Source organism: Bradyrhizobium sp. Tv2a-2 (assembly GCF_000472425.1).
Lineage (GTDB): Bacteria > Pseudomonadota > Alphaproteobacteria > Rhizobiales > Xanthobacteraceae > Bradyrhizobium.
On the sequence record NZ_AXAI01000010.1, the window covers coordinates 174,593 to 193,772 of the forward strand.

The 19,180-nt window shown below is 63.2% G+C and carries 24 protein-coding genes; 10 read left to right on the forward strand and 14 right to left on the reverse strand.

Annotated features, from left to right (window positions below; genetic code table 11):
• The first annotated feature begins 8 nt into the window (after window positions 1-8).
• From A3AI_RS0122145 to A3AI_RS0122165, 5 genes are read left to right on the forward strand one after another with little or no spacing between them, the layout of a single operon-like run.
• Complete coding sequence (locus tag A3AI_RS0122145) at window positions 9-791, forward strand: hypothetical protein (RefSeq protein WP_036049133.1); 783 nt, start codon at window positions 9-11, stop codon at window positions 789-791.
• A gap of 28 nt (window positions 792-819) precedes the next feature.
• Complete coding sequence (locus A3AI_RS0122150; RefSeq protein WP_156927884.1) at window positions 820-1,212, forward strand: DUF6152 family protein; 393 nt, start codon at window positions 820-822, stop codon at window positions 1,210-1,212.
• A 7-nt stretch (window positions 1,213-1,219) separates the two neighbouring features.
• Window positions 1,220-1,720, forward strand: a complete 501-nt coding sequence (locus A3AI_RS0122155) for a DUF6644 family protein (protein WP_024517674.1) — start codon at window positions 1,220-1,222, stop codon at window positions 1,718-1,720.
• Window positions 1,717-2,223 carry a DUF6644 family protein gene (locus A3AI_RS0122160; protein WP_063615494.1) on the forward strand — a complete coding sequence of 169 codons (507 nt, stop codon included), beginning with the start codon at window positions 1,717-1,719 and terminating at the stop codon, window positions 2,221-2,223. Before A3AI_RS0122155 ends, A3AI_RS0122160 begins: the two co-directional genes overlap by 4 nt.
• Before the next feature lie 2 nt (window positions 2,224-2,225).
• Window positions 2,226-2,693 (forward strand): hypothetical protein, encoded by a 468-nt coding sequence (locus tag A3AI_RS0122165; RefSeq protein WP_024517676.1) that lies wholly within the window; start codon window positions 2,226-2,228, stop codon window positions 2,691-2,693.
• A 212-nt stretch (window positions 2,694-2,905) separates the two neighbouring features.
• Here A3AI_RS0122165 and A3AI_RS0122170 read toward each other — a convergent pair whose 3' ends face one another.
• The 9 genes from A3AI_RS0122170 to A3AI_RS0122210 form a co-directional block, all read right to left on the reverse strand.
• Window positions 2,906-4,057 (reverse strand): ABC transporter substrate-binding protein, encoded by a 1,152-nt coding sequence (locus tag A3AI_RS0122170; protein ID WP_024517677.1) that lies wholly within the window; start codon window positions 4,055-4,057, stop codon window positions 2,906-2,908.
• Between the two features lie 74 nt (window positions 4,058-4,131).
• The gene (locus A3AI_RS0122175) at window positions 4,132-4,569 is read right to left on the reverse strand and encodes an acyl-CoA thioesterase (protein ID WP_024517678.1); all 438 of its coding nucleotides are present in this window, start codon (window positions 4,567-4,569) and stop codon (window positions 4,132-4,134) included.
• A 180-nt stretch (window positions 4,570-4,749) separates the two neighbouring features.
• The gene (locus A3AI_RS0122180) at window positions 4,750-5,511 is read right to left on the reverse strand and encodes an SDR family NAD(P)-dependent oxidoreductase (protein WP_024517679.1); all 762 of its coding nucleotides are present in this window, start codon (window positions 5,509-5,511) and stop codon (window positions 4,750-4,752) included.
• Window positions 5,512-5,532: 21 nt separating this feature from the next.
• Window positions 5,533-7,428 (reverse strand): feruloyl-CoA synthase, encoded by a 1,896-nt coding sequence (locus A3AI_RS0122185; protein ID WP_024517680.1) that lies wholly within the window; start codon window positions 7,426-7,428, stop codon window positions 5,533-5,535.
• On the reverse strand, window positions 7,425-8,231 hold the full coding sequence (locus A3AI_RS0122190; protein ID WP_024517681.1) for a crotonase/enoyl-CoA hydratase family protein: 807 nt from the start codon (window positions 8,229-8,231) through the stop codon (window positions 7,425-7,427). Before A3AI_RS0122190 ends, A3AI_RS0122185 begins: the two co-directional genes overlap by 4 nt.
• A gap of 68 nt (window positions 8,232-8,299) precedes the next feature.
• Entirely contained in the window at window positions 8,300-8,758 is a 459-nt protein-coding gene (locus tag A3AI_RS0122195; protein WP_024517682.1) for a DUF3237 domain-containing protein, read from the reverse strand.
• A gap of 201 nt (window positions 8,759-8,959) precedes the next feature.
• Complete coding sequence (locus A3AI_RS0122200) at window positions 8,960-10,276, reverse strand: TRAP transporter large permease (RefSeq protein ID WP_024517683.1); 1,317 nt, start codon at window positions 10,274-10,276, stop codon at window positions 8,960-8,962.
• An 8-nt stretch (window positions 10,277-10,284) separates the two neighbouring features.
• A complete protein-coding gene (locus A3AI_RS0122205) occupies window positions 10,285-10,794 on the reverse strand; it encodes a TRAP transporter small permease (protein WP_024517684.1) in 510 nt (169 codons plus the stop codon).
• A 99-nt stretch (window positions 10,795-10,893) separates the two neighbouring features.
• Window positions 10,894-11,910, reverse strand: a complete 1,017-nt coding sequence (locus A3AI_RS0122210; protein ID WP_024517685.1) for a TRAP transporter substrate-binding protein — start codon at window positions 11,908-11,910, stop codon at window positions 10,894-10,896.
• 166 nt (window positions 11,911-12,076) lie between these two features.
• Here A3AI_RS0122210 and pobA point away from each other — a divergent pair, with 166 nt between their 5' ends.
• Window positions 12,077-13,246 (forward strand): 4-hydroxybenzoate 3-monooxygenase, encoded by a 1,170-nt coding sequence (gene pobA, locus A3AI_RS0122215; RefSeq protein ID WP_024517686.1) that lies wholly within the window; start codon window positions 12,077-12,079, stop codon window positions 13,244-13,246.
• A gap of 356 nt (window positions 13,247-13,602) precedes the next feature.
• Window positions 13,603-14,040 (forward strand): PaaI family thioesterase, encoded by a 438-nt coding sequence (locus tag A3AI_RS0122220; RefSeq protein ID WP_036049205.1) that lies wholly within the window; start codon window positions 13,603-13,605, stop codon window positions 14,038-14,040.
• 54 nt (window positions 14,041-14,094) lie between these two features.
• Here the strand turns inward: A3AI_RS0122220 and A3AI_RS0122225 are convergent, their stop codons facing one another.
• Window positions 14,095-14,991, reverse strand: a complete 897-nt coding sequence (locus tag A3AI_RS0122225) for a LysR family transcriptional regulator (RefSeq protein ID WP_024517688.1) — start codon at window positions 14,989-14,991, stop codon at window positions 14,095-14,097.
• A gap of 117 nt (window positions 14,992-15,108) precedes the next feature.
• Between A3AI_RS0122225 and A3AI_RS0122230 the strand changes: the two genes are divergently transcribed.
• Window positions 15,109-15,735 (forward strand): pyridoxamine 5'-phosphate oxidase family protein, encoded by a 627-nt coding sequence (locus A3AI_RS0122230; RefSeq protein ID WP_024517689.1) that lies wholly within the window; start codon window positions 15,109-15,111, stop codon window positions 15,733-15,735.
• A gap of 168 nt (window positions 15,736-15,903) precedes the next feature.
• Here the strand turns inward: A3AI_RS0122230 and A3AI_RS0122235 are convergent, their stop codons facing one another.
• Window positions 15,904-16,632 carry a glutathione S-transferase family protein gene (locus A3AI_RS0122235; protein ID WP_024517690.1) on the reverse strand — a complete coding sequence of 243 codons (729 nt, stop codon included), beginning with the start codon at window positions 16,630-16,632 and terminating at the stop codon, window positions 15,904-15,906.
• Between the two features lie 33 nt (window positions 16,633-16,665).
• Window positions 16,666-16,953, reverse strand: coding sequence for a hypothetical protein (locus A3AI_RS43260; protein ID WP_024517691.1), 288 nt, complete (start codon window positions 16,951-16,953; stop codon window positions 16,666-16,668).
• A 102-nt stretch (window positions 16,954-17,055) separates the two neighbouring features.
• Between A3AI_RS43260 and A3AI_RS0122245 the strand changes: the two genes are divergently transcribed.
• Window positions 17,056-17,754: a helix-turn-helix transcriptional regulator gene (locus A3AI_RS0122245; protein WP_024517692.1), complete on the forward strand. Its 699-nt coding sequence runs from the start codon at window positions 17,056-17,058 to the stop codon at window positions 17,752-17,754.
• A complete protein-coding gene (locus tag A3AI_RS0122250) occupies window positions 17,747-18,070 on the forward strand; it encodes a YkgJ family cysteine cluster protein (RefSeq protein ID WP_024517693.1) in 324 nt (107 codons plus the stop codon). The genes A3AI_RS0122245 and A3AI_RS0122250 overlap by 8 nt, the downstream gene beginning before the upstream one ends.
• Window positions 18,071-18,117: 47 nt before the next feature.
• Here the strand turns inward: A3AI_RS0122250 and A3AI_RS0122255 are convergent, their stop codons facing one another.
• Window positions 18,118-18,519: a hypothetical protein gene (locus A3AI_RS0122255; protein ID WP_024517694.1), complete on the reverse strand. Its 402-nt coding sequence runs from the start codon at window positions 18,517-18,519 to the stop codon at window positions 18,118-18,120.
• Window positions 18,520-18,734: 215 nt separating this feature from the next.
• Entirely contained in the window at window positions 18,735-19,085 is a 351-nt protein-coding gene (locus A3AI_RS0122260) for a DUF3307 domain-containing protein (protein WP_051382466.1), read from the reverse strand.
• Between the last annotated feature and the right edge of the window lie 95 nt (window positions 19,086-19,180).

Here is a 19,180-nt window from a genome sequence, read left to right on the forward strand (position 1 = left end):
AAAGCCCCATGATCGGCAGGACGTTTGCAAAGGCGTTAGCGATCGCAGGTTTTGTTTTCGTCGTGCTTGCGGCGCGTGCGCCGACCGCTGTGCATGCCGAACCCGATCTCAGCGGGGTCTGGCTTCCCGACATCAGGGACCAGAAGCGCCAGGAAGCGGCGAACATGCCGCCGTGGAAGCCGGAAATCCTCAAGCAGGTTCAGCACCTTATCGCGGAGGAGAAAGCGGGGCGTCCGTTCCTCGTCCTGAGCCACTGCCTGCCGCATGGCATGCCAAGCTGGATGCTGATGACGCATAATGCATTCGAGCTGCTTGCAACGCCCGGCCGCATCACCATGCTGGGCGAGGTCGACGGCAACCGGATGCGGCGAATCTATCTCGACGGCCGCAAGCTGCCCGACGATCCTGACCTGTCGTTGCACGGCTATTCCATCGGCCATTGGGAGGGCGAAACGCTGGTGGTCGACACCAGCGCAATAGTGCCGCAGGCCTATATCGCGATCAGCGAGGCGGTCGGCATCCCCAACAATGGCGACATGCACATCGTCGAGCACATTCATCTCGCCGGGCCGAATGTGATGCATGACGATCTCGAGATCACCGCGCCGAAAATTCTCACCGACACCTGGAAGACGACGCGAATTTTCCGCCGCTACCCCGATCGGCACTACGAAGTCACCGAGGGGGAGTGCGAGCAGGAAGACCTGGTGCCGGGCAAGGACGAACACGGCAACGACATATTCATCTCCAACGCGCAGGGCGCGTACGGGACCGTTCACACCGCGAAATAGATCGCTGCGTTAGCAAGGGATGATCGAGATGTCGCCGAAGGCTGCACTGCTTGCCGCGAGCTTCGTGCTGGGGACAACCGGGCTCGCACTGGCGCACCATTCCAATGCGGCCTATGACAGCGACCATCCGCAGACCGTGGATGGCACCGTCAAGCAGGTCAACTGGACCAACCCGCACATTACCTTTGTCGTCGAGACCGACGCCAAGGATGGGCCGCAGGCCGGAACCTGGGTGTTCGAAGTGTCGAGCCCCGGCGTTCTCACCCGCTCCGGCTGGACCAAGCGCTCGCTGAATCCGGGCGATCACGCGACCTTCTATTATCTGCCGCTGCGCGACGCCAAGCAGGGCGGCTTCCTGCGCAAAGTCACGCTGCCCGACGGCAAGGAGCTGACCTACAGCCTGACCCCGGAAGAGCAGTAAGCTCGAGATGGAAGCGCTGCTGACCGGGTTTTCCAAGTGGTTGGCGGCGACCTCGCTCAGCCACATCATCCAGAGCGTCACCTGGATCATCCCGACCCTTCAGACCATCCACATTCTCTGCGTGGCGATCGCGTTCTCATCGGCGGTGATGGTGGATTTGCGGATCTTCCGCTTGTTCGAACGGGACGAACCCTTGAGCGATGTCGCGCGGCGCTTCCTGCCGCCGATCTGGCCGGTCCTTGTCATTTTGCTTATCACGGGAAGCCTGCTCATCATCGGCGAGCCGCGCCGGTCGCTGCTCAACACCACCTTTTATCTCAAGATGGCACTGCTGATCGTCGCCATTCTGCTGACGGCAACCTTGCAGCGGACCGCGCTGGCGTCGCCGGGCCTCTTTGACGATCGCAGCCGACGGCTGAGCGGGCAGTTGCTCGCGACGCTGTCGATCCTGGTCTGGTGCGGCATCCTGTTCGCGGGCCGCTGGATCGCTTACACGCAGGCGGGATGATGTCGCAGCTGTCGGACCCTGTTGCCTTCTTTGAGGACAGCGGCATCGCACAGGCGATCCGCGAAAGCGACACGCTGTTCCCCTTCATCGAGTCCGTGCATGTGGTCGCGATCTGTCTTGTGGTCGGCTCGATCCTCGCGCTCGACCTGCGCCTGCTCGGCCTCGCCTCGGTCGAGCGGCCGGTGGGGCGGCTGGCGAATGCGGTCCTGCCGGTGACCTGGAGTGCATTTGCCATTGCGGCGACCTCCGGCTTCCTGCTGTTCATCTCCAACGCGACCAAATATCTCGCCAACGGCTATTTCGACGCCAAGATCATCCTGATCTGCGCGGCCGGCCTAAACATGATCGTCTTCCATGCCATCGGCGCCAAGGACATGCCGCAATGGGAGAAGCAGGCGCAGCCACCGCTGCCGGCGCGGCTCGCGGGCGCGCTCTCCATTCTGCTCTGGATCGCGGTCGTGGCCTGCGGACGCTGGATCGGCTTCACCATGCAGGTGCTGTAGCGATGAGCAAGTTGCGGACTTTTACGAGCCTGACCGCAGCCCTCGCCCTCGCGAGCTTCTCCGCCTCACCTTCGCTGTCCGACAGCGCAGCGCCGATGCCGCCGTTCAAGGCCCATGTCGATATGAAGACCTTCATGGAGCATGTACTCACTCCTGCTGCCCAGATCGTCTGGAGCGTCAACGGCTCGGTGATCGATGCCAAGGGCGAGCACGATTTGTCGCCCAGGACCGACGACGATTGGGAGCGCATCACCAGCGGCGCGGCGACGCTGGCGGAGGCCACCAACGCGCTGATGATACCGGGGCGCGCGCGGGACACGGAGTGGAATTTTTATGTCAAGAAGCTCGCCGACGCCGCCGACAAGGCCTACCAGGCCGCCGAGGCGCATGATCTGAAATCAGTCGCCGAGGTCAGCGATCGCCTCGACGGCATCTGCGCATCGTGCCACCGGCACTACGGGCTTGAGTAGAGAGACACCCTCTGCATCAGCGGCGCGAATGCGCATTATCGCGCCCTCGCCCTTGGTCGGAGAGGGCGCTCCGCTGGTAGAACAGATAGGCTCGAGTGAGGCGGCTGTCTCCGCGAGATATCTCGCATTTGAATCCGTGGAGAGAGACCCCTCACCCATGCTCGCTTACGCGAGCGCACCCTCTCCCGCAAGGCAGAGGGGCAGAACAGCGCTCACTCCGCCGGAACGTATTTGCCGTCCTTCACGGTCAGGATGATGCGGGCGCGGTCATCGAGGCCGTAGCGGTCGCTCTCGGTGAAATTGTAGACGCCCTGGCTTGCAGGAATTTCACGCTCGGTCAGGAAGGCCTGGCGGATCGCCTCGCGGAATTCCGGCGTGCCGGGTTTCGCGGTCTTCAGCGCCGTTGGAATGACGCGTTTCAGCACCTCGAAGGCATCGTAGGAATGGCCGGCGAACTGGCTGCGGCTGTTTGCGCCATACTTCGCTTCATAGGCGGTGTCGAGCGCCAGCCCCGGCTTCTTCGTCAGCGCGCTGTCTGCTTGCGTCTCCGGCGACATCACCGGACCCGAGGCCATGATCACGCCCTCAGCCGACTTACCGGCGATGCGGATGAAATCCATGCTGGCCGCGCCGTGGGTCTGATAGATCAGGCCCTTGTAGCCGCGGTCGCGCAGTTCAGTCTGCGGCAGCGCTGCGGCGGTGCCGGAGGCGCCGACCAGGATCGCATCGGGATTGGCGGCGACGAGCTTGAGCACCTGACCGGTGACCGACGTGTCGGGACGCGCAAAACGCTCCTCGTCGACAACGGTCATGCCCATCGGCACGCCCTGCTTCTTCAGATCGTTGAACCAGAGATCGCCGTAGGAATCGGAATAGCCGATATAGCCGACCGTCTTCACATTGTGCTTCTTCATGTGCTCGTAGAGCACCTTGCCCATGATCGGCACCGGCTGCGGCATGTCGACCGACCATTTGGCACGCTCGGGCGTGATCGGGAATGGCGCGAGACCAAAATGCGGAATGCCGGCCTCGTTGGCCACATTCGACACCGCAATCGACGGCGGCGTGGTCGAGGAGCCCATGATGATGTCGGCCTTGGACTCCGTGACAAAGCGACGCGCATTGGTGGTCGCGTTGGTCGGGTCGCCGCCGTCGTCGAGCACGATCACTTTCAGCGGCACGCCGCCGATCTCCTTCGGCACGAAATCCAGCGCATTGCGCTCGGGGATGCCGAGCGCAGCCGCCGGCCCCGTGGTGGTGATGGTAATGCCGATGGTGATTTCGTTTGTCTGGGCGCTGACCGGGCCGCCCGGCAGCGCCAAGGCCGCCGCAAGCGACGCGGCAGCCAGAAATTGCTTCTTCATATGGTCCTCCCTGCAATCATTGTTGTTCCAGAGCAAAACTAGCCCGGTATTTCAACCTACTCTTTAGACGATGGTTACACCGGTGGCCGAAACTCACCCTCCAGGAATTTCTTGACAATCTCTGGCGGCACCGGTGCCGATTTCAGCTTGTCCGGATCGTCGGGGTCGCGGCCGACCAGCACCCGCGTCTCGAACGCTTCGATCGCCAGGTCCCCGCCCTTGTAGACCTTGTGCGTCACCTCGAAGCTCGACCGCTTGAAGCTTTCGATCCGGGTTTCAATCGTGATCCAGTCGCCATGGGTGGAGGGGATGTAGAATTTGGCGCGGGTGTCGACCATGGGGATGCCGACCAGCCCATAGCGTTTCACGATGTCCTGTTTGGAGAAGCCCGCCGCCTCGAACATGATAGAGGTGGAATCGTCGAACATCGCAAAATAGCGCGGGTAGTAGACGATGTTGGCGGGGTCGCAATCGCCCCACTGGATCTGGACATCCCGCCGGTGCACGAACATGCGATTAGCTCCTCTACCCTTCACCTCTCCCATAGGGAGAGGTCGGCGCGAAGCGCCGGGTGAGGGGTTTTGCCCTATCGTTGGAACTGAGCCCCCTCACCCGATTTGCTGCGCAAATCGACCTCTCCCCGTTGGGGAGAGGTAAGAGAAAGCTCGCGGCTGGTGCAAGCATCACGCCTTTTACTTCGGCGCCATACGCAGCGACGCGTCGAGGCGGACGACTTCGCCGTTGAGGTAGGGGTTGTCGATCATGTGCAGCGCGAGGGACGCGAACTCGTCGGCGTGACCGAGCCGGCGCGGGAACGGGATCGCCGCGGCGAGCGAATCCTGCGCCTCCTGCGGCAGGTTGGCGAGCAGCGGCGTCAGGAACAGGCCGGGCGCGATGGTCAGCACGCGGATGCCGAACTGCGCAAGCTCGCGCGCGATCGGCAGCGTCATGCCGACAATGCCGCCCTTGGAGGCCGAATAGGCGGATTGGCCGATCTGGCCGTCATAGGCCGCAACGGAGGCGGTGTTGATGACGACGCCGCGCTCGCCGGTCGCGAGCGGCTCGAGCTTGGACATGCCTGACGTCGCAAGCCGCAGCATGTTGAAGGAGCCGATCAGATTGACCTTGATCACCTTCTCGAAGTCGGGAAGCGCCATCGGCCCGTCACGGCCGATCACGCGCTTGGCGACGCCGATGCCGGCGCAATTGACCAGCACGCGCGCAACGCCATGCGCCTTGGCCGCTTGCGCGATCGCGGCTTCGGCGGACGCGGCGTCCGAGACGTCGCAAGCGACCGCAACCCCGCCGATCTCGGCGGCGACGGTTTCGGCGAGCTTGGCATTGAGATCGCACACGGCAACCTTGGCGCCCTGGGCGGCGAGCTTGCGTGCGGTGGCGGCACCGAGTCCCGATGCACCTCCGGTGACGATGGCGGCCTGATCCTTCAACTGCATGGTGCTCTCCTTGGAAACTCTTCAGTTCAGCGTGATGACGTGTTCGGGCGGCGGCGCTGCATATAGCTCGTCGATCAGGACTTTCCGATGTTCCAGCACCGCGCGCTGGTTGATCGAGCCCTTGTCGGTGACCTCGCCGCAGTCGATCGACAGCGACGCATCGAACAGGATGGCGCGGGTGATCCGGTTCGACGAACCGGTGGCGCTCGACAGAAAACGGGTAAAGCGCTCGCGGAAGGCATCGCGCACCAGCGGATCGGCCGCGGTGACCTTCAGATCGTCAGGCGGCAGCGTCGGATTGATCAGGCGGCAGCCGTCGAGATCGAGCACCACGAGGGCTGCGATCTCGTCGCGGTTGATGCCGGCGATCACCACGTCGCGCACCAGCGGCGCGCAGGCCGCAATGAACCGCGCGCGCAAAGGGCCGACGCTGACCCAGGTGCCGGAGGCAAGCTTGAAATCCTCGGCAATGCGGCCGTCGAAATCGAAGCCGGCATGCAGATCGTTTGCGTCGGCTGGCTTGAGCGCGTCGCCAAGCTTGTAGAAGCCTTCTTCGTCGAAGGCGGCCTTGGTCGTATCAGGCTGCCGCCAATAGCCCGGCGTGACGTTCGGCCCCCTGGCGCGCACCTCCAGCTTGCCGTTGTTCGGCACGAGCTTGGCCTCATTGCCCGGCACCGGCAGCCCGACATGGCCGGAGCGGCTGGTGCGCGGAGTGACCGACATGAAGAACGGCGCGGTCTCGGTGGCGCCAAGCCCGGTCAGCATCGGCACGCGGGCGCCGGTCGCCTGCACCGAGAGCTCATCGAGGCCGTTCCAGATGTGCGGCGCGAGCGCTGCGCCCGAGAAGAACATCGCATGCAGCCTGCCGAAGAACTTGTCGCGCAAGGCGGCATCATCGCGCAGATAGGGCAACAGCGATTCATAGCCCTTCGGGACGTTGAAATAGACGGTCGGCGATATCTCGCGCAGATTGCGCACCGTCTCCTCGATGCCACCGGGCACGGGCTTGCCCGCATCGAGATACATCGAGCCACCGTTATAGAGCGTGAGCCCGATATTGTGGTTACCGCCGAAGGTGTGGTTCCAGGGCAGCCAGTCGACGATCACGGGCGGCTCGTCCTTGAGGAAGGCCAGGGTTTCCCGGATCATCACCTGGTTGGCGCAGATCATTCTTTGCGTATTGATCACCGCCTTGGGATTGCCGGTCGAGCCCGACGTCAGCAGGAATTTTGCGATCGTATCGGGGCCGATCCTGTCGTGCGCCGCATCGAGGTCGGGATGCAATGGTGTCGCCATCAGATCGGCGAGGGTGGTGACATCGCGGCCCTGCACGCGGCCGAAGGCTGCCGCGATCTCGGTGCCGAGCGAGACATTGGCCGTGAGCGCATCGGCGAACTTGTCGGCGTCGTCGGCGAACACGAGGCCCGGCGTCAGCAGCTTCATCACATGGGCGAGCTTGCCGTAATCCCTGGAGACCAGCGAATAGGCCGCTGACACCGGGCAATAAGGAATGCCCGCATAGAGCGCGCCGAAAGCGACGAGCGCATGGTCGATGGAGTTGCCGGAGAGGATGACGACCGGCTTCTGCGCCGACAACCCACGCGCAAGCAGTGCCGAGGCAATATGCCGACTTGCGGTCAGAAGCTCGGCATAGGTGATCTGGCGCCAGCCGCGCCCGCCTTCGCGCTGCGCCATGAAGACACGATCCGGCGTGGCGCTCGCCCAGTGATGCAGGCGGTCGGTGATGCGCACGGGATAGTCGGGCAGCACGCGAAGAGGACGCAGATAGGTGGTGCCATCGGCCTTGCGGTCGATCGACACGGCGGGATCGCCGAACGAGATCGCGCGGAGCGATTGGCGGCTGTCGGCGCGGGAGGCGCTCTCGCTGTCTCGCGCGATGTTCGGCTGTGCGCTCATGTCGAACCCGGCTTCACCTTGGCGGTCTTGTGCTCGAGGAAGGCGCGGATGCGGCGTTTTGCCTCTTTGTCGCTCTGCGCCACGGTCGCCATCAGCGACTCCATCAGGAGCCCCGTCTGCGGATTGGATTCCGCGATCATCGGCAGCGCCTGCAGCACCGCGAAATTGGTCAGCGGCGCATTGGCAGCGATGCGCTCCGCAAGCTCCAGCGCCTTCTTGAGCGCCCCGCCCGCTTCCACCAGATATTGCGCAAAGCCATAGGCCGAGCCTTCGGTCGCCGAATAGACGCGGCCCGTGAGCATCATGTCGGTCATGCGCGCGACGCCGATCAGCCGCGGCAGCCGCACCGAGCCGCCGCCGCCGACAAAAATGCCGCGCTGGCCCTCGGGCAGCGCGAAATAGGCCGACGGCTCGGCGACGCGGATATGGGCGGCGCAGGCCAGCTCAAGCCCGCCGCCGATCACCGCGCCCTTCAGTGCAGCGATGACGGGCACGCGGCTATATTGAATGCGGTCGAACACCCGATGCCACATCTGCGAGTGGCGCAGGCCTTCGGTCGCGTCATGCTCGGTCAGTTCGGAGAGATCGAGGCCGGAGGAGAAATGATCGCCAATGCCATGGATGACCACGGCGCCGATGTCGTCGGGGAGTTTGGCAAAGCACTCGCCGATCTCAAGGATAATGCCGTCGTTGAGCGCATTGCGCTTGGCTGGACGGTTCAGCCCGACCGTCAGCACCGCCCCGCTCTTTTCGATCTTGAGCAGCGCGGCCTGTTCCGCGTTGGCGCCAGTGGCGTTTCCCATCGGCTTATTGTGTCCCGGTTAGAATAATTATGTTTTATAACAATTTCGGCCGGAGTCAATGTTCCGCCTTACATGACCTTGTGTACGTCGATCACCACGCGCTCGGCGTGACGGGCAACGGAGGCGACGAAGAGGTGCTCCATCAGCCAGCGGTATTGCGCGGAGCCGGTCTCGAATTTCGGCGAGGTGCGGCAATAGATCAATTTCGGGTCCACCGGCTCGTTGCGCTTGAGCTTTTGCAGCAGATCCGCAGGCCCAAAGCGGATGCCCTTGTTCTCGACATAGATGATCGCGCCGTCATGGGTCTCAAGCGCGTATTTCGCTTCCAGCTCGATCAGCTCATTGGGCCGGATGATCTGGAAGTCCGCGCCGAACGCGCAGACCTTGCCATTGACCTCCCCATGCACCTCGCCGCCGATGATCGGCACGATGCGGCGCACGCCGTAGCCGATATCGCCGGCGCTGACGACGGGATCGATATGGGCGGTGATGGTGAAGACGTATTTTGTCTCGATCACGGGATTCATCGGCAACAAACTCCTATTTTCGAACGTCTTCAAGCAGCATCCCCGGGCACCTCACCTCTCCCAAAGGGAGAGGTCGATTTGCGTAGCAAATCGGGTGAGCGGTTGAGATCCCTCGATAGAGCTGCGGCCCCTCACCCGGATCGCTTCGCGATCCGGCCTCTCCCCGCTGGGGAGAGATGAAAGCAGCGCCCTCGTTCCCTCCTATGGCGCCATGTGCTGCGGCAGCCACGTTGCAAGCAGCGGGAAGGTGATCAGGATCACGAGGCGAACCAGGTCGGTCGCGACGAAGGGCAGCACGCCCTTGAAGATGGTCGCAAACGACACGTCCTTCACCACGCTCTTGATCACGAACACATTCATGCCGACGGGGGGATGGATCAGGCCGAGTTCGACCGTCATCACGATGATGACGCCGAACCAGATTGGATCAAAACCAAGATGCGTTACCACCGGGAAGATGATCGGCACGGTCAGGATGATCATGGCCATGGCGTCCATCAGGCAGCCGAGCACGAGATACATCAGCATGATCACCGCAAGCACGCCGTAGCTGCCCAGCCCAAGCGAGGTCAAAAACTCCGTCACCTTCTGCGGGGTCTGCGTCACCGTGAGGAAATAGCCGAAGATCAGCGCGCCGATCAGCACGGTGAAGACGGCGGCCGCTGTGCGGGTCGCCTGCAGCAGCGAGGTCAGGATCTTTTCCTTGTCGAGCCGGCCGGTAACAAGGCCGATCAGGAAGGCGCCGGTCGCGCCGACTCCGCCGGCCTCGGTCGGCGTGAAGCGCGGCAGGAAGGGAAGACCGTAGAGGCCGCCGATGACGAAGATGAACAGCAGCACCGGCGCCCAGATGTCCTTCAGCCCCGCGAAGCGTTCGCGCCAGGGCAGCGGCTTGCCTTGCGGCAGGAAGCCGGGCGCGACACGGCCGATCAGCCCAATCGTGATCATGTACATGGTCATCGCGAGCAGGCCGGGAATGATGCCGGCGATGAACAGTTTGCCGATGTCCTGCTCGGTGATGATGCCGTAGACCGCGAGCACCGTCGATGGCGGCAGCATGGCGCCCAGCGTGCCGCCGGCTGCGATCACGCCGGTGGCGAAGGATTGCGGATAGCCGAAGCGCCGCATCTCGGGATAAGCGACAGCGGAGAACGTCGCGGCGGTCGCAACCGACGAGCCCGAGATTGCGGCAAAGCCGCCGCAGGCGGCAACAGTTGCGATGCCGAGGCCACCGCGCAGGTGCCCGACAAAGCCATTGGCGGCGCGGAACAGTTCGCGGCTCATGCCCGAATTGCTGACGAAAGTGCCCATCAAGAGGAACATCGGGATGACGCCGAAGGTATAGTCGGTCACCGTGCGCATCGAGGTCTGGCCGACCAGCTTCAGCGCCGGCGTCGCGCCGACCAGATAGGAGAAACCTGAAACGCCGACGAGCCCCATCGCCATGCCCACGGGCACGCGCAACAGCATCAGCCCAAACAGCGCAACGAACCCGAGGATGGCGACGGCGTTGGTGCTCAGCAAGGCAATTACTCCGTGGCCTTGATCTTTGGCTCGTGCATTTCTTCGGGATGGAAGATCAGGCGATAGGTGCGGATCGCAATCAGCAGCACCGCCGATACGTCACCGATCCAGGCAACCGCGAAGAACGGCCAGGTCGGCATGTGCATGTCGAAGGTCAGTACGTGGTCCTTGTAGGTGCCGCGCACCTTGTCGAACAAGGTGTAAGTCTGCACCGTCACCACGAACAACAGCACCAGCGTTGCGAACACGTCGATCATGCGCTGGTAGCGCGGCCCGACATTGGCCCAGACCAGATCGACGGTGATGTGGGTGCCGCGATAGGAGGTCGCGGCGATACCCCAGAAAATCAGGATGCCGAGCAGCATGCGCCCGATGTCGAAGGAATCGGGAATGGCATAGTTGAGCGTGTTGCGCAGCAAGACCGAGACGAAAATATCGAGCGCAACGATGCCGACAAAGCCGGCCGCGATCCATTCGATTCCGTCGATGAAGCGATCCATCCAGGCACGTTTCATGCGGCTGCCATAGCTTGATGAATACATTTTGAACGGTCTGGCCGTTCTTCACCTCTCCCCAGCGGGGAGAGGTAAACCGAGTCTGCGGACCGAATCGCGCTACTGCGCAAGCGCGCCGTATTTGGCGAGCGAGGCCTTCAGCTCCTTCATCGCGGCATCAGGATCGACGCCGGTCTTCTTGACGCCGTCGGCCCAGGTCTTGAACAGCGGATCGGCCGCCTTTTTCCATTCAGCGGTCTGTTCCGGGTTCAGCTTGTAGACCTCCTGGCCCGGCTCCGCCTTGATCTTGTCGACCCCGGCGTCCTCGAACTCGCCCCAGGGCGCGCCGACCTTGCCGGCCGTTTCGGTGTTGCAATTGTCGTCGATCGCCTTCTTCTGACGGTCTGACATTCCGTCATACTTGTCCTTGTTCATAACCAGCACGAACGTCGTGACATAGAGCGGCGCGTCCATGTGAAACTTGGTCACCTTGTCGACGCCGAACAGCACCAGCGAACCGGCCGGAAAGGTCACGCCGTCGGCGACGCCCCGCTCGATGATATCGCGCACTTCCGGCGCCGAGGACTGCACGTTGGTGCCGCCGAGCTGAGTCACGAAATTCGCAATCGTTGCGTCGGCCGGGCGGATCTTCATGCCCTTGACGTCCTCGGGTACCACCACCTTCTTGGTGCGGGTGTGGAACGCGGAAGGCGTGTGGACGAAGGCGAGGCAGTATTTCACATCGCTCATCTCCTTCGCCGCATATTTGCGGTACCAGGCGTCGAGCCCTTCCGAGCCGCCCTTGGCATTCGCGACCAGGAATGGAAGCTCGCCGGCGCCGATGATCGGGAAGCGACCGGGCTGATAGCCGGGATTGACGTAGGTCAGGTCGGCGATGCCGTCGCGCGCCATGTCGTAGTGGTCGAAGGCCTTGCCGAGTTGCTGTGCCGGGAAAACCTGGGACTTGATGGTGCCGCCCGAGTCCTTCTCAACCGCCGCCGCCCAGCCTTCCAGCGCCTTCTGCAGGGGATGCGAGGCCGGCACCCAGTGTGATATCTTCAGGTTGATGGTCTGCTCGGCCGCAAATGCAGGCGTTATGCTCGCCGCCACCAGCAGCGCCAACCACGTCTTCCTCATCGGTATTCTCTCCCTCTTTCGTAGGGGTTTCGTCCGCGCATTTTCAGCTGGGCCGGCCCCTTTGCACACATTGTTATATGATATAATTATCAATGCAAGCCGACGGTTTTCTCAACCGCGCGCTCTAGCTGGCGTTTGAAGCCTATAACATCGGGAGGAGCAAGTATTGCGGACAAAAGTCGCAATCATCGGCGCGGGGCCGGCGGGCCTGCTGCTGGGGCAGCTGCTCGAGAGCTACGGCATCGACAACGTGATCATCGAGCGGCAATCGGCCGATTATGTGCTCGGCCGCATTCGCGCGGGCCTTCTGGAAGAAGGTACCGTCCGCCTGCTCGACGAGGTCGGCGCGGGCAGCCGCGCCCGTCGGGAAGGCCTGCTCCATGACGGGATCGAGCTCGCCTTCGGCGGTGCGCGTCACCGGATCGACATGAAAGCCTTAACCGGCAAGACCGTGATGATCTATGGCCAGACCGAGGTCACGCTCGACTTGATGAACGCGCGAAAGGCTGCGGGCCTCACCACCGTCTACCAGGCTGCCGACGTCACGCCGCTCGATTTTGATACGGATCATCCGCGCGTCACCTATGTCAAGGACGGCGCGACCCACGAGATCGAGTGCGACTTCATCGCCGGCTGCGACGGCTTCCATGGCATCAGCCGCGCCAGCGTCAATCCAACGGCAATCGAGACGTTCGAGCGGGTCTATCCGTTCGGCTGGCTCGGCATCCTCTCGGAGACGCCGCCTGTCTCGCATGAGTTGATCTACTCCAACCATGCGCGCGGCTTCGCACTCTGCACCATGCGCTCGATGCACCGCAGCCGCCATTACGTGCAGTGCTCACTGGACGATCATGTCGACCAATGGCCTGACGATCGCTTCTGGGACGAACTGAAGCGGCGCATCGACCAGAAGGCGGCCGATGAGCTCGTCACCGGCCCCTCGATCGAAAAGAGTATCGCGCCACTGCGCAGCTTTGTCGCCGAGCCGATGCGCTTCGGCCGGATGTTCCTGGCTGGCGATGCCGCCCACATCGTGCCGCCGACCGGCGCCAAGGGATTGAACCTCGCCGCCAGCGACGCGCATTACCTGGCGACCGCGCTGCGCGAGTATTACGACGAGAAATCCTCGGCCGGGATCGACCATTATTCGGCGACGGCGCTGGCGCGGGTCTGGAAAGCGGTGCGCTTCTCCTGGTGGATGACCTCGATGCTGCACAAGTTTCCCGATACCGGCACCATCGGCGCCCGCATCCAGCTCGCAGAGCTGGATTATGTCTGCAGCTCGCAGGCTGCGATGACATCGCTGGCGGAGAACTATGTGGGATTGCCGTTTTAGTTTGTAGTGACGGCGTTGCCACCAGCAACGCCGTCATTGCGAGCCAACGGGTCCGGCCTTTTGGCCGGCCCGATGACAGGCTACGCGAAGCAATCCAGAGTCACGCATGGGCTCTGGATTGCTTCGTCGCTTGTGCCGGCGTGAGTTACTCCCGTCATTCCGGGGCGCATCGAAGAGGCGAACCCGGAATCTCGAGATTCCGGGTCTGGTGCTGACGCACCATCCCGGAATGACGGGGCGTCATCGAGGTCATTTCAAACACCCGCACAAATCCCGTTTAAAGCTTTGTAGGCGATGAAAACGCCATGAGGCTGGCGTTCAATGGCGCCATGTCTTCGCCAACGCATGAGCCGCCCATGTCCGAGATCATCCTTACCGATACAGTCCCCGCCGGCTTTGAACCGCATTTCCGTAAGAGCCCGTTCACCGATCCCTGGGAGCCGCTTTATGCCAAGCGGACCGACAAAGCCGTCCATCTCGGGCTGCGACTGGCAAAAGCGCACACCAATGCGCGCGGAATGATTCATGGTGGGCTGATCGCCTCGCTTGCCGACAACGCGATGGGCTATAGCTGCGCGCAGGCGACGGGCTGGAACACCAAAAACTCGCTGGTCACGATCTCGCTTGCCGTCGATTACGTGGGCTCGGCCGATATCGGCCAGTGGCTTGCAGTCGAATGCGAGGTGATCAAGACCGGCAGCACCATCTGCTTTGCGCAGGCCTTGATCAAGGCGGACGATGTCGTGATCGCGCGGGCGAACGGCACGTTCCGTGTGGTGCCGAAGAAAGTGTGAGCCGATCTTACGCGCACCGTCATTCCGGGGCGGTGCGAAGCACCGAACGACAGTTCACTGCCCAAACTTCCAATCCGCGGTCTCGACCACGAGATCGATGAACGCGCGCACCTTGGCCGACAACAGCCGCGAGGTCGGATAGACGATGTGCACCGGCAGCGCCGGCAGTTCGAATCTCTGCAGCACGGCTTTCAGCCACCCGCGCTTGATCGCATCGGCCGCCTGATAGGCCAGCACCCGCGTCAGCCCGCCGCCTGTCATGGCGTACTGGATCGCGGCATCCGACACATTGCTGGTGAAGCGCGGCGCGACATGGATGCGCAATTCCTCGCCATCACGGGCAAAGCGCCAGTCGGCCGTCAGCGCGGAGGCACCGAACTGGATGATCTCGTGCTGCGCAAGCGCCTCCGGAGTCTTCGGCTCGCCATGCGCCTTGAGATAGGCGGGCGACGCCACCACGATCCTTCGCATGTCGCCGACCTGCCGCGCCACCAGTGACGAGTCGGGCAATTGCCCGATGCGCACCGCGAGATCGACACCGTCCTCGACCAGGTTGACCATGCGGTCCTCCAGGCGCAACTCGCCTGACACCTCGGGATAGCGCTTCAGGTAGGCCGCCATGACCGGGCTGACATGGAGCCGCCCGAAGCCGACCGGCGCCGAGATCACCAGCCGCCCGGTGGGACGGGTGCGCTCGCTCTCCGCGGCGAGTTCCGCTTCCTCGATATCGGCCAGGATGCGGCGGGCACGCTCCAGATAGCGCGCGCCGGCGTCGGTCAATGCCACCTTGCGCGTGGTCCGCTGCAACAGCCGCGTGCCCAACCGCTCCTCTAGCGCGGCGATCAGTCGCGTCACCGCCGGCGGCGACAGGCCGAGCTTTCGCGCGGCCGGCGCAAACCCCTGCAGGTCCGCCACCGTCACGAAGGTCTGCATGGCTTCGATCCGGTCCATGCTATTATTTCAATATATGAAATGATTAAGTGTCAACGAGAATGATTGTTTTGGACCGGAAAAGGCTCACTTTGTATGAGGACGACGGGCCGTAAGCCCGCGCGAGGAGACGCTGCGATGCCAGACACTCATACCTATGCCAGCGACGTGGCCTTTTCGACTGCGGTAAAGCAGATCCAGACCCGGAAGGGGTCTCGCGAGCGTTATGCGCATCAGGAGCAGCGCGGTTGGCGCACCGAGGTCGACGACAACCTCGCCGCCTTCCTCGCCGAGACCAACAGCTTCTATCTGGCCACCGCGTCAGCCGATGGCCAGCCCTATATCCAGCACCGCGGCGGCCCGAAGGGCTTTTTGAAGGTGCTGGACAAGCACACGCTGGCGTTCGCCGATTTCGCCGGCAACCAGCAATACATCACGCAGGGCAATCTCACGGAAAATCCCAAGGCCTATATTTTCGTGATGGATTACGCGCACCGCCGCCGCGTCAAGATCTGGGGCGAGGCCAAGATCGTGGAGGACGATTCGGCGCTGATGCAGTCCTTGATGCCAAAGGGCTATCGCGCACGCGGCGAGCAGGTGATCCTGTTCACCATCGGCGCCTGGGACACCAACTGCCCGCAGCACATCCCGCAGAAGTTCGACGCAGCGGATGTGGCAGCAGCGCTGGCGGCGCGCGATGGGCGGATCGCTGAGCTGGAGGCGGAGATTGCGGCGTTGAAGGGACCGGCAGCGCAGCAGCATTGAACAACGTTCGCCAGGGGCTCCGCTTACCTCGCCCCGCCCGCGGGAGGGGTGGGATTGCATCGTACATGTAATCCGGGTGAAGGGGACTCTCGGCTGACCGTGCTCGCGGAGACGGCCCCTCGGCCCTACCTTCTCCCCGCAAGAGAGCGGGGAGAAGGAGAAGAAAGATCAAGCCGCTTCGCGCTCCTGGTTCCACGCGAATTCCGGGTAGTATTGCAGCATCATCCGCTCGGTATAGGCGGTGAGATTGACGAAGTCCTCTGCGCGCTCGCGCAGGCGGGACGAGAAGAACGGCGTCAGGATGCCGGACAGCGCGCCGAAGGCGGTAGCGTCGGTACCGCAGGGTTTATCGCCCATCAGATAGCGCTTGTCGCCAAGCTGCACCGACAAGGCCAGCAGCGAGCGCACCGCGAGTTCCACATCGTCATCGGGCGCGTGGCGGCCGAGACCGCTCAACAGATAATTCTCGGCGACGCGAAACTGCGCGTCCTCGCGCAGCTTTTCACGGCGATGCTCGGGCGCGCCATCGAAAAAATGCGCCGGGCCCTTGGCAAAATTCTCGGGATCTACCCAGCGCGCGCCAACCAGCGCCCAATAGAGATGGTGCTCGATCATCCGCTCGAAAGCCCAGGCTTGCGCGCGCTCGGCGCGGTCGAGGCCGTCGTCGAAATCGAAACCATATTTGCGCTCGATATGGGCGCGGATGAAGGTGGAGTCCGCGACCGCGACCCCGTCGTCCTCGATGAATGGCAGTTGCCCCTTGGGCGAAGCCGGCGGCATTGCCCGCTCCTTGCGGTAGGCGAGGCCCGCCATTTTGAGCTGGACCTCGGTCTTGGTCACAAAGGGACTTATTTCCGGCAGGCCAAAACCGGCGCCAAAGCCAAAGAGGGTGATCATGCGGCGAACTCCCGACGTTGTGATGAAGTTCGCCTACCGCCCCCCTGCTGCCACCATGGTGTCAGCAGCCGTCACGCGGCGGGCGAATTTGGCTCCCTTGTGCGCGCGTCTGGCGATAGTTTCGAACCACGCGTTGCCGGCTGCTGCCACCACGCCCGACACCAGCGCAATCGCCGCAAAGCGGGGATCGCCGGAGCCAAGGTTGAGGCTGAGCAGTCGTTCGTAGGCCCAAACCTGGAACGACCGCGGGAACGATCGGTGGAGCGACCGCTGGAACGCATGACGCGAACCGATGGCGCCCTGGTTACAGAGAGTGGTCATGGACAAAATCCCTTCATTTGAAGTGTTGTCCCGTTATACAAAGCCCCTGCTGCCAACATCCTGTCAGCAGCAGCAAGCCCTCGTTTTTGAACGAGAATTTCCATGAGACGCGCCGACCGTCTATTCCAGATCATCCAGGTCTTGCGCCGTACGCGGAATCCGCTCACGGCGGACGCGATCGCGCTCGAGCTCGAGACCTCCAAGCGGACGATCTATCGTGATATCGCCACGTTGATGGGCCAGCGGGTGCCGATCCGAGGCGAAGCGGGCATGGGCTACATCCTGGAGAAGGGCTTTGACCTGCCGCCTTTGATGCTGACACCTGATGAAATCGAGGCGGCGGTGCTCGGCGCCCAATGGGTGGTCGGCAACGCCGATGGCGTGCTGGCGCGGGCCGCGGAAGACCTGATGGCCAAGATCGCCGACACCGTGCCGGAGCGGTTGCGGCCCTTCGTGCTGGAGCCTGCGAGCCGCGCGCGGGCCAATTGGCGCAAGGAACCCGACCGCATCGACATGGCGCGCACCCGCAGCCAAATTCACGAGGGCCGGAAGATCGCGCTGCGCTACCGCGACGAGCAGGGCCGCGACAGCGAGCGCACGATCTGGCCGATCGCGATCGGCTATCATGAGGCGGTGCGGATTCTCGCCGCCTGGTGCGAGCTCCGAAAGGACTTCCGCAGCTTCCGCACCGACCGCGTGGTCGATGCGCAATATCTCGAGGAGAAATACCCCGAACGGCGCGATGCGCTGCGCGCCAAATGGCGCCGCAGCCTGGTCTGGGAGCATCCGAAAGATGTCTGATGCGGCGAGGCGGTCCGAGGTGGAAAGCCCGTGCCAGGCTTGCGGCGCCTGCTGCGCCTATTCGGAAAACTGGCCGCGCTTCTCCATCGAAGAGGACGCGGCGCTCGACCTCATTCCGAAAGAGCTGGTCAATGCGAAGGGCTCCGGCATGCGCTGCGAGAACGACCGCTGCGCGGCGCTTGCGGGCAAGATCGGCGAAGCGACCTCATGCACCATCTACGCCATCCGCCCCGAGGTCTGCCGGACCTGCATGCCGGGTGACGCCGAATGCGCCATGGCGCGGCGGAAGCACGGGCTGCCGGTGCTTTCGGTATAGTGCCCGCGGGAAAGCCGCGACGCCTCATCCCGGCGAAGGCTGAGAGATCAGGCCGTGACCGCCTCAGCGAGGTCGTCGTCCTCGTCCACCTCGTCCCTGATCGGCGCGAAGGTGGAGAGCGGCTTGGTCGAGAGCGTAATCGGCTTGCGGCCAGAGGCGGTGGGGCGGGCGCGCTCGACGGGTTCGCGGGACTGCGCGTAGAGCGATGCGCCGACGCGTCCGCCGATCAGGATGAGGTCGCGCTCGGTGCAGCTTGAAGCGATCGCCAGCGCCAGCGAATGCAGATGGCTCTTGCGATAGCAGAACAAGGCGAGCTGGGCGCGCACATCGGACGAGACGCTGTCCACCAGCCTCGCCAGTCCATGCTCATTGGCGCGATACATTTCGCCGAGCAGATCGTCCCTGACCGGGCAGCGCTCGCTGTCGTAGACGTCACGGCTGGAAAACATCGAGAAATCCCCCTGAAGCGGAAGATGCAATGCAATGTGCTAACGAATGGTTAACCAGGAATGGCCGTGCTCGTACGGGGTCCTTGATCGGAGCCCGAGAATCAGATCGCGCAGCTTCGTCCGTGGTGCGTGACGCGCGCTCGCTTCACCTCTCCCGAACGGAGAGGTGAACGGAGTTCGCCGCCACGATCGCGGTTGTTAAAACGCCTTGACGCCTACGGCGCGCCAGCCATGAAGATCGACAGCGCGAAGCCGGTGAGATGGTGCAGCGCCTGGTCGACGCCGATCACGGTCCAGAACCAGGGATGCTCCGGGGTCATGCCGAAGCGGGAGGAGACGAGGCCCTTGGCACGGTCGACGGTGATATGGATGGCGAAGTCGATGAAGGCGACGAACCAGAACCGCGGCGCCACGATCAGGATCAGCACCAGGGCAACCGCAAGGTGTATCAGGCAATGCACCAGGAGCGGCAGCGCCCAGCCATGGCGCTGGTCCTTGCCGTGGGCCATCCAGGCATTCTGCAAAACGAAGTCGGCGATGATGTGCTTGAAGGTGAGCAGCAGCATCCACCCGACCAGCGCGCCAACAGGAACCGACGACGAGAGGGCTGGAAACGACACGCTGACGTCCTTGCTGAGTGGGATCGCGGGAGATGGAGGCG

What these genes read in the sequence shown, in the direction of transcription:
- A3AI_RS0122145 (WP_036049133.1), top strand. Translation starts at nt 9, where the DNA reads ATGATCGGCAGGACGTTTGCAAAGGCGTTAGCGATCGCAGGTTTTGTT.
- A3AI_RS0122150 (WP_156927884.1), top strand. Translation starts at nt 820, where the DNA reads ATGTCGCCGAAGGCTGCACTGCTTGCCGCGAGCTTCGTGCTGGGGACA.
- A3AI_RS0122155 (WP_024517674.1), top strand. Translation starts at nt 1,220, where the DNA reads ATGGAAGCGCTGCTGACCGGGTTTTCCAAGTGGTTGGCGGCGACCTCG.
- A3AI_RS0122160 (WP_063615494.1), top strand. Translation starts at nt 1,717, where the DNA reads ATGATGTCGCAGCTGTCGGACCCTGTTGCCTTCTTTGAGGACAGCGGC.
- A3AI_RS0122165 (WP_024517676.1), top strand. Translation starts at nt 2,226, where the DNA reads ATGAGCAAGTTGCGGACTTTTACGAGCCTGACCGCAGCCCTCGCCCTC.
- A3AI_RS0122170 (WP_024517677.1), bottom strand. Translation starts at nt 4,057, where the DNA reads ATGAAGAAGCAATTTCTGGCTGCCGCGTCGCTTGCGGCGGCCTTGGCG.
- A3AI_RS0122175 (WP_024517678.1), bottom strand. Translation starts at nt 4,569, where the DNA reads ATGTTCGTGCACCGGCGGGATGTCCAGATCCAGTGGGGCGATTGCGAC.
- A3AI_RS0122180 (WP_024517679.1), bottom strand. Translation starts at nt 5,511, where the DNA reads ATGCAGTTGAAGGATCAGGCCGCCATCGTCACCGGAGGTGCATCGGGA.
- A3AI_RS0122185 (WP_024517680.1), bottom strand. Translation starts at nt 7,428, where the DNA reads ATGAGCGCACAGCCGAACATCGCGCGAGACAGCGAGAGCGCCTCCCGC.
- A3AI_RS0122190 (WP_024517681.1), bottom strand. Translation starts at nt 8,231, where the DNA reads ATGGGAAACGCCACTGGCGCCAACGCGGAACAGGCCGCGCTGCTCAAG.
- A3AI_RS0122195 (WP_024517682.1), bottom strand. Translation starts at nt 8,758, where the DNA reads ATGAATCCCGTGATCGAGACAAAATACGTCTTCACCATCACCGCCCAT.
- A3AI_RS0122205 (WP_024517684.1), bottom strand. Translation starts at nt 10,794, where the DNA reads ATGAAACGTGCCTGGATGGATCGCTTCATCGACGGAATCGAATGGATC.
- A3AI_RS0122210 (WP_024517685.1), bottom strand. Translation starts at nt 11,910, where the DNA reads ATGAGGAAGACGTGGTTGGCGCTGCTGGTGGCGGCGAGCATAACGCCT.
- A3AI_RS0122220 (WP_036049205.1), top strand. Translation starts at nt 13,603, where the DNA reads ATGTCCGAGATCATCCTTACCGATACAGTCCCCGCCGGCTTTGAACCG.
- A3AI_RS0122225 (WP_024517688.1), bottom strand. Translation starts at nt 14,991, where the DNA reads ATGGACCGGATCGAAGCCATGCAGACCTTCGTGACGGTGGCGGACCTG.
- A3AI_RS0122230 (WP_024517689.1), top strand. Translation starts at nt 15,109, where the DNA reads ATGCCAGACACTCATACCTATGCCAGCGACGTGGCCTTTTCGACTGCG.
- A3AI_RS0122235 (WP_024517690.1), bottom strand. Translation starts at nt 16,632, where the DNA reads ATGATCACCCTCTTTGGCTTTGGCGCCGGTTTTGGCCTGCCGGAAATA.
- A3AI_RS43260 (WP_024517691.1), bottom strand. Translation starts at nt 16,953, where the DNA reads ATGACCACTCTCTGTAACCAGGGCGCCATCGGTTCGCGTCATGCGTTC.
- A3AI_RS0122245 (WP_024517692.1), top strand. Translation starts at nt 17,056, where the DNA reads ATGAGACGCGCCGACCGTCTATTCCAGATCATCCAGGTCTTGCGCCGT.
- A3AI_RS0122250 (WP_024517693.1), top strand. Translation starts at nt 17,747, where the DNA reads ATGTCTGATGCGGCGAGGCGGTCCGAGGTGGAAAGCCCGTGCCAGGCT.
- A3AI_RS0122255 (WP_024517694.1), bottom strand. Translation starts at nt 18,519, where the DNA reads ATGTTTTCCAGCCGTGACGTCTACGACAGCGAGCGCTGCCCGGTCAGG.
- A3AI_RS0122260 (WP_051382466.1), bottom strand. Translation starts at nt 19,085, where the DNA reads ATGCTGCTGCTCACCTTCAAGCACATCATCGCCGACTTCGTTTTGCAG.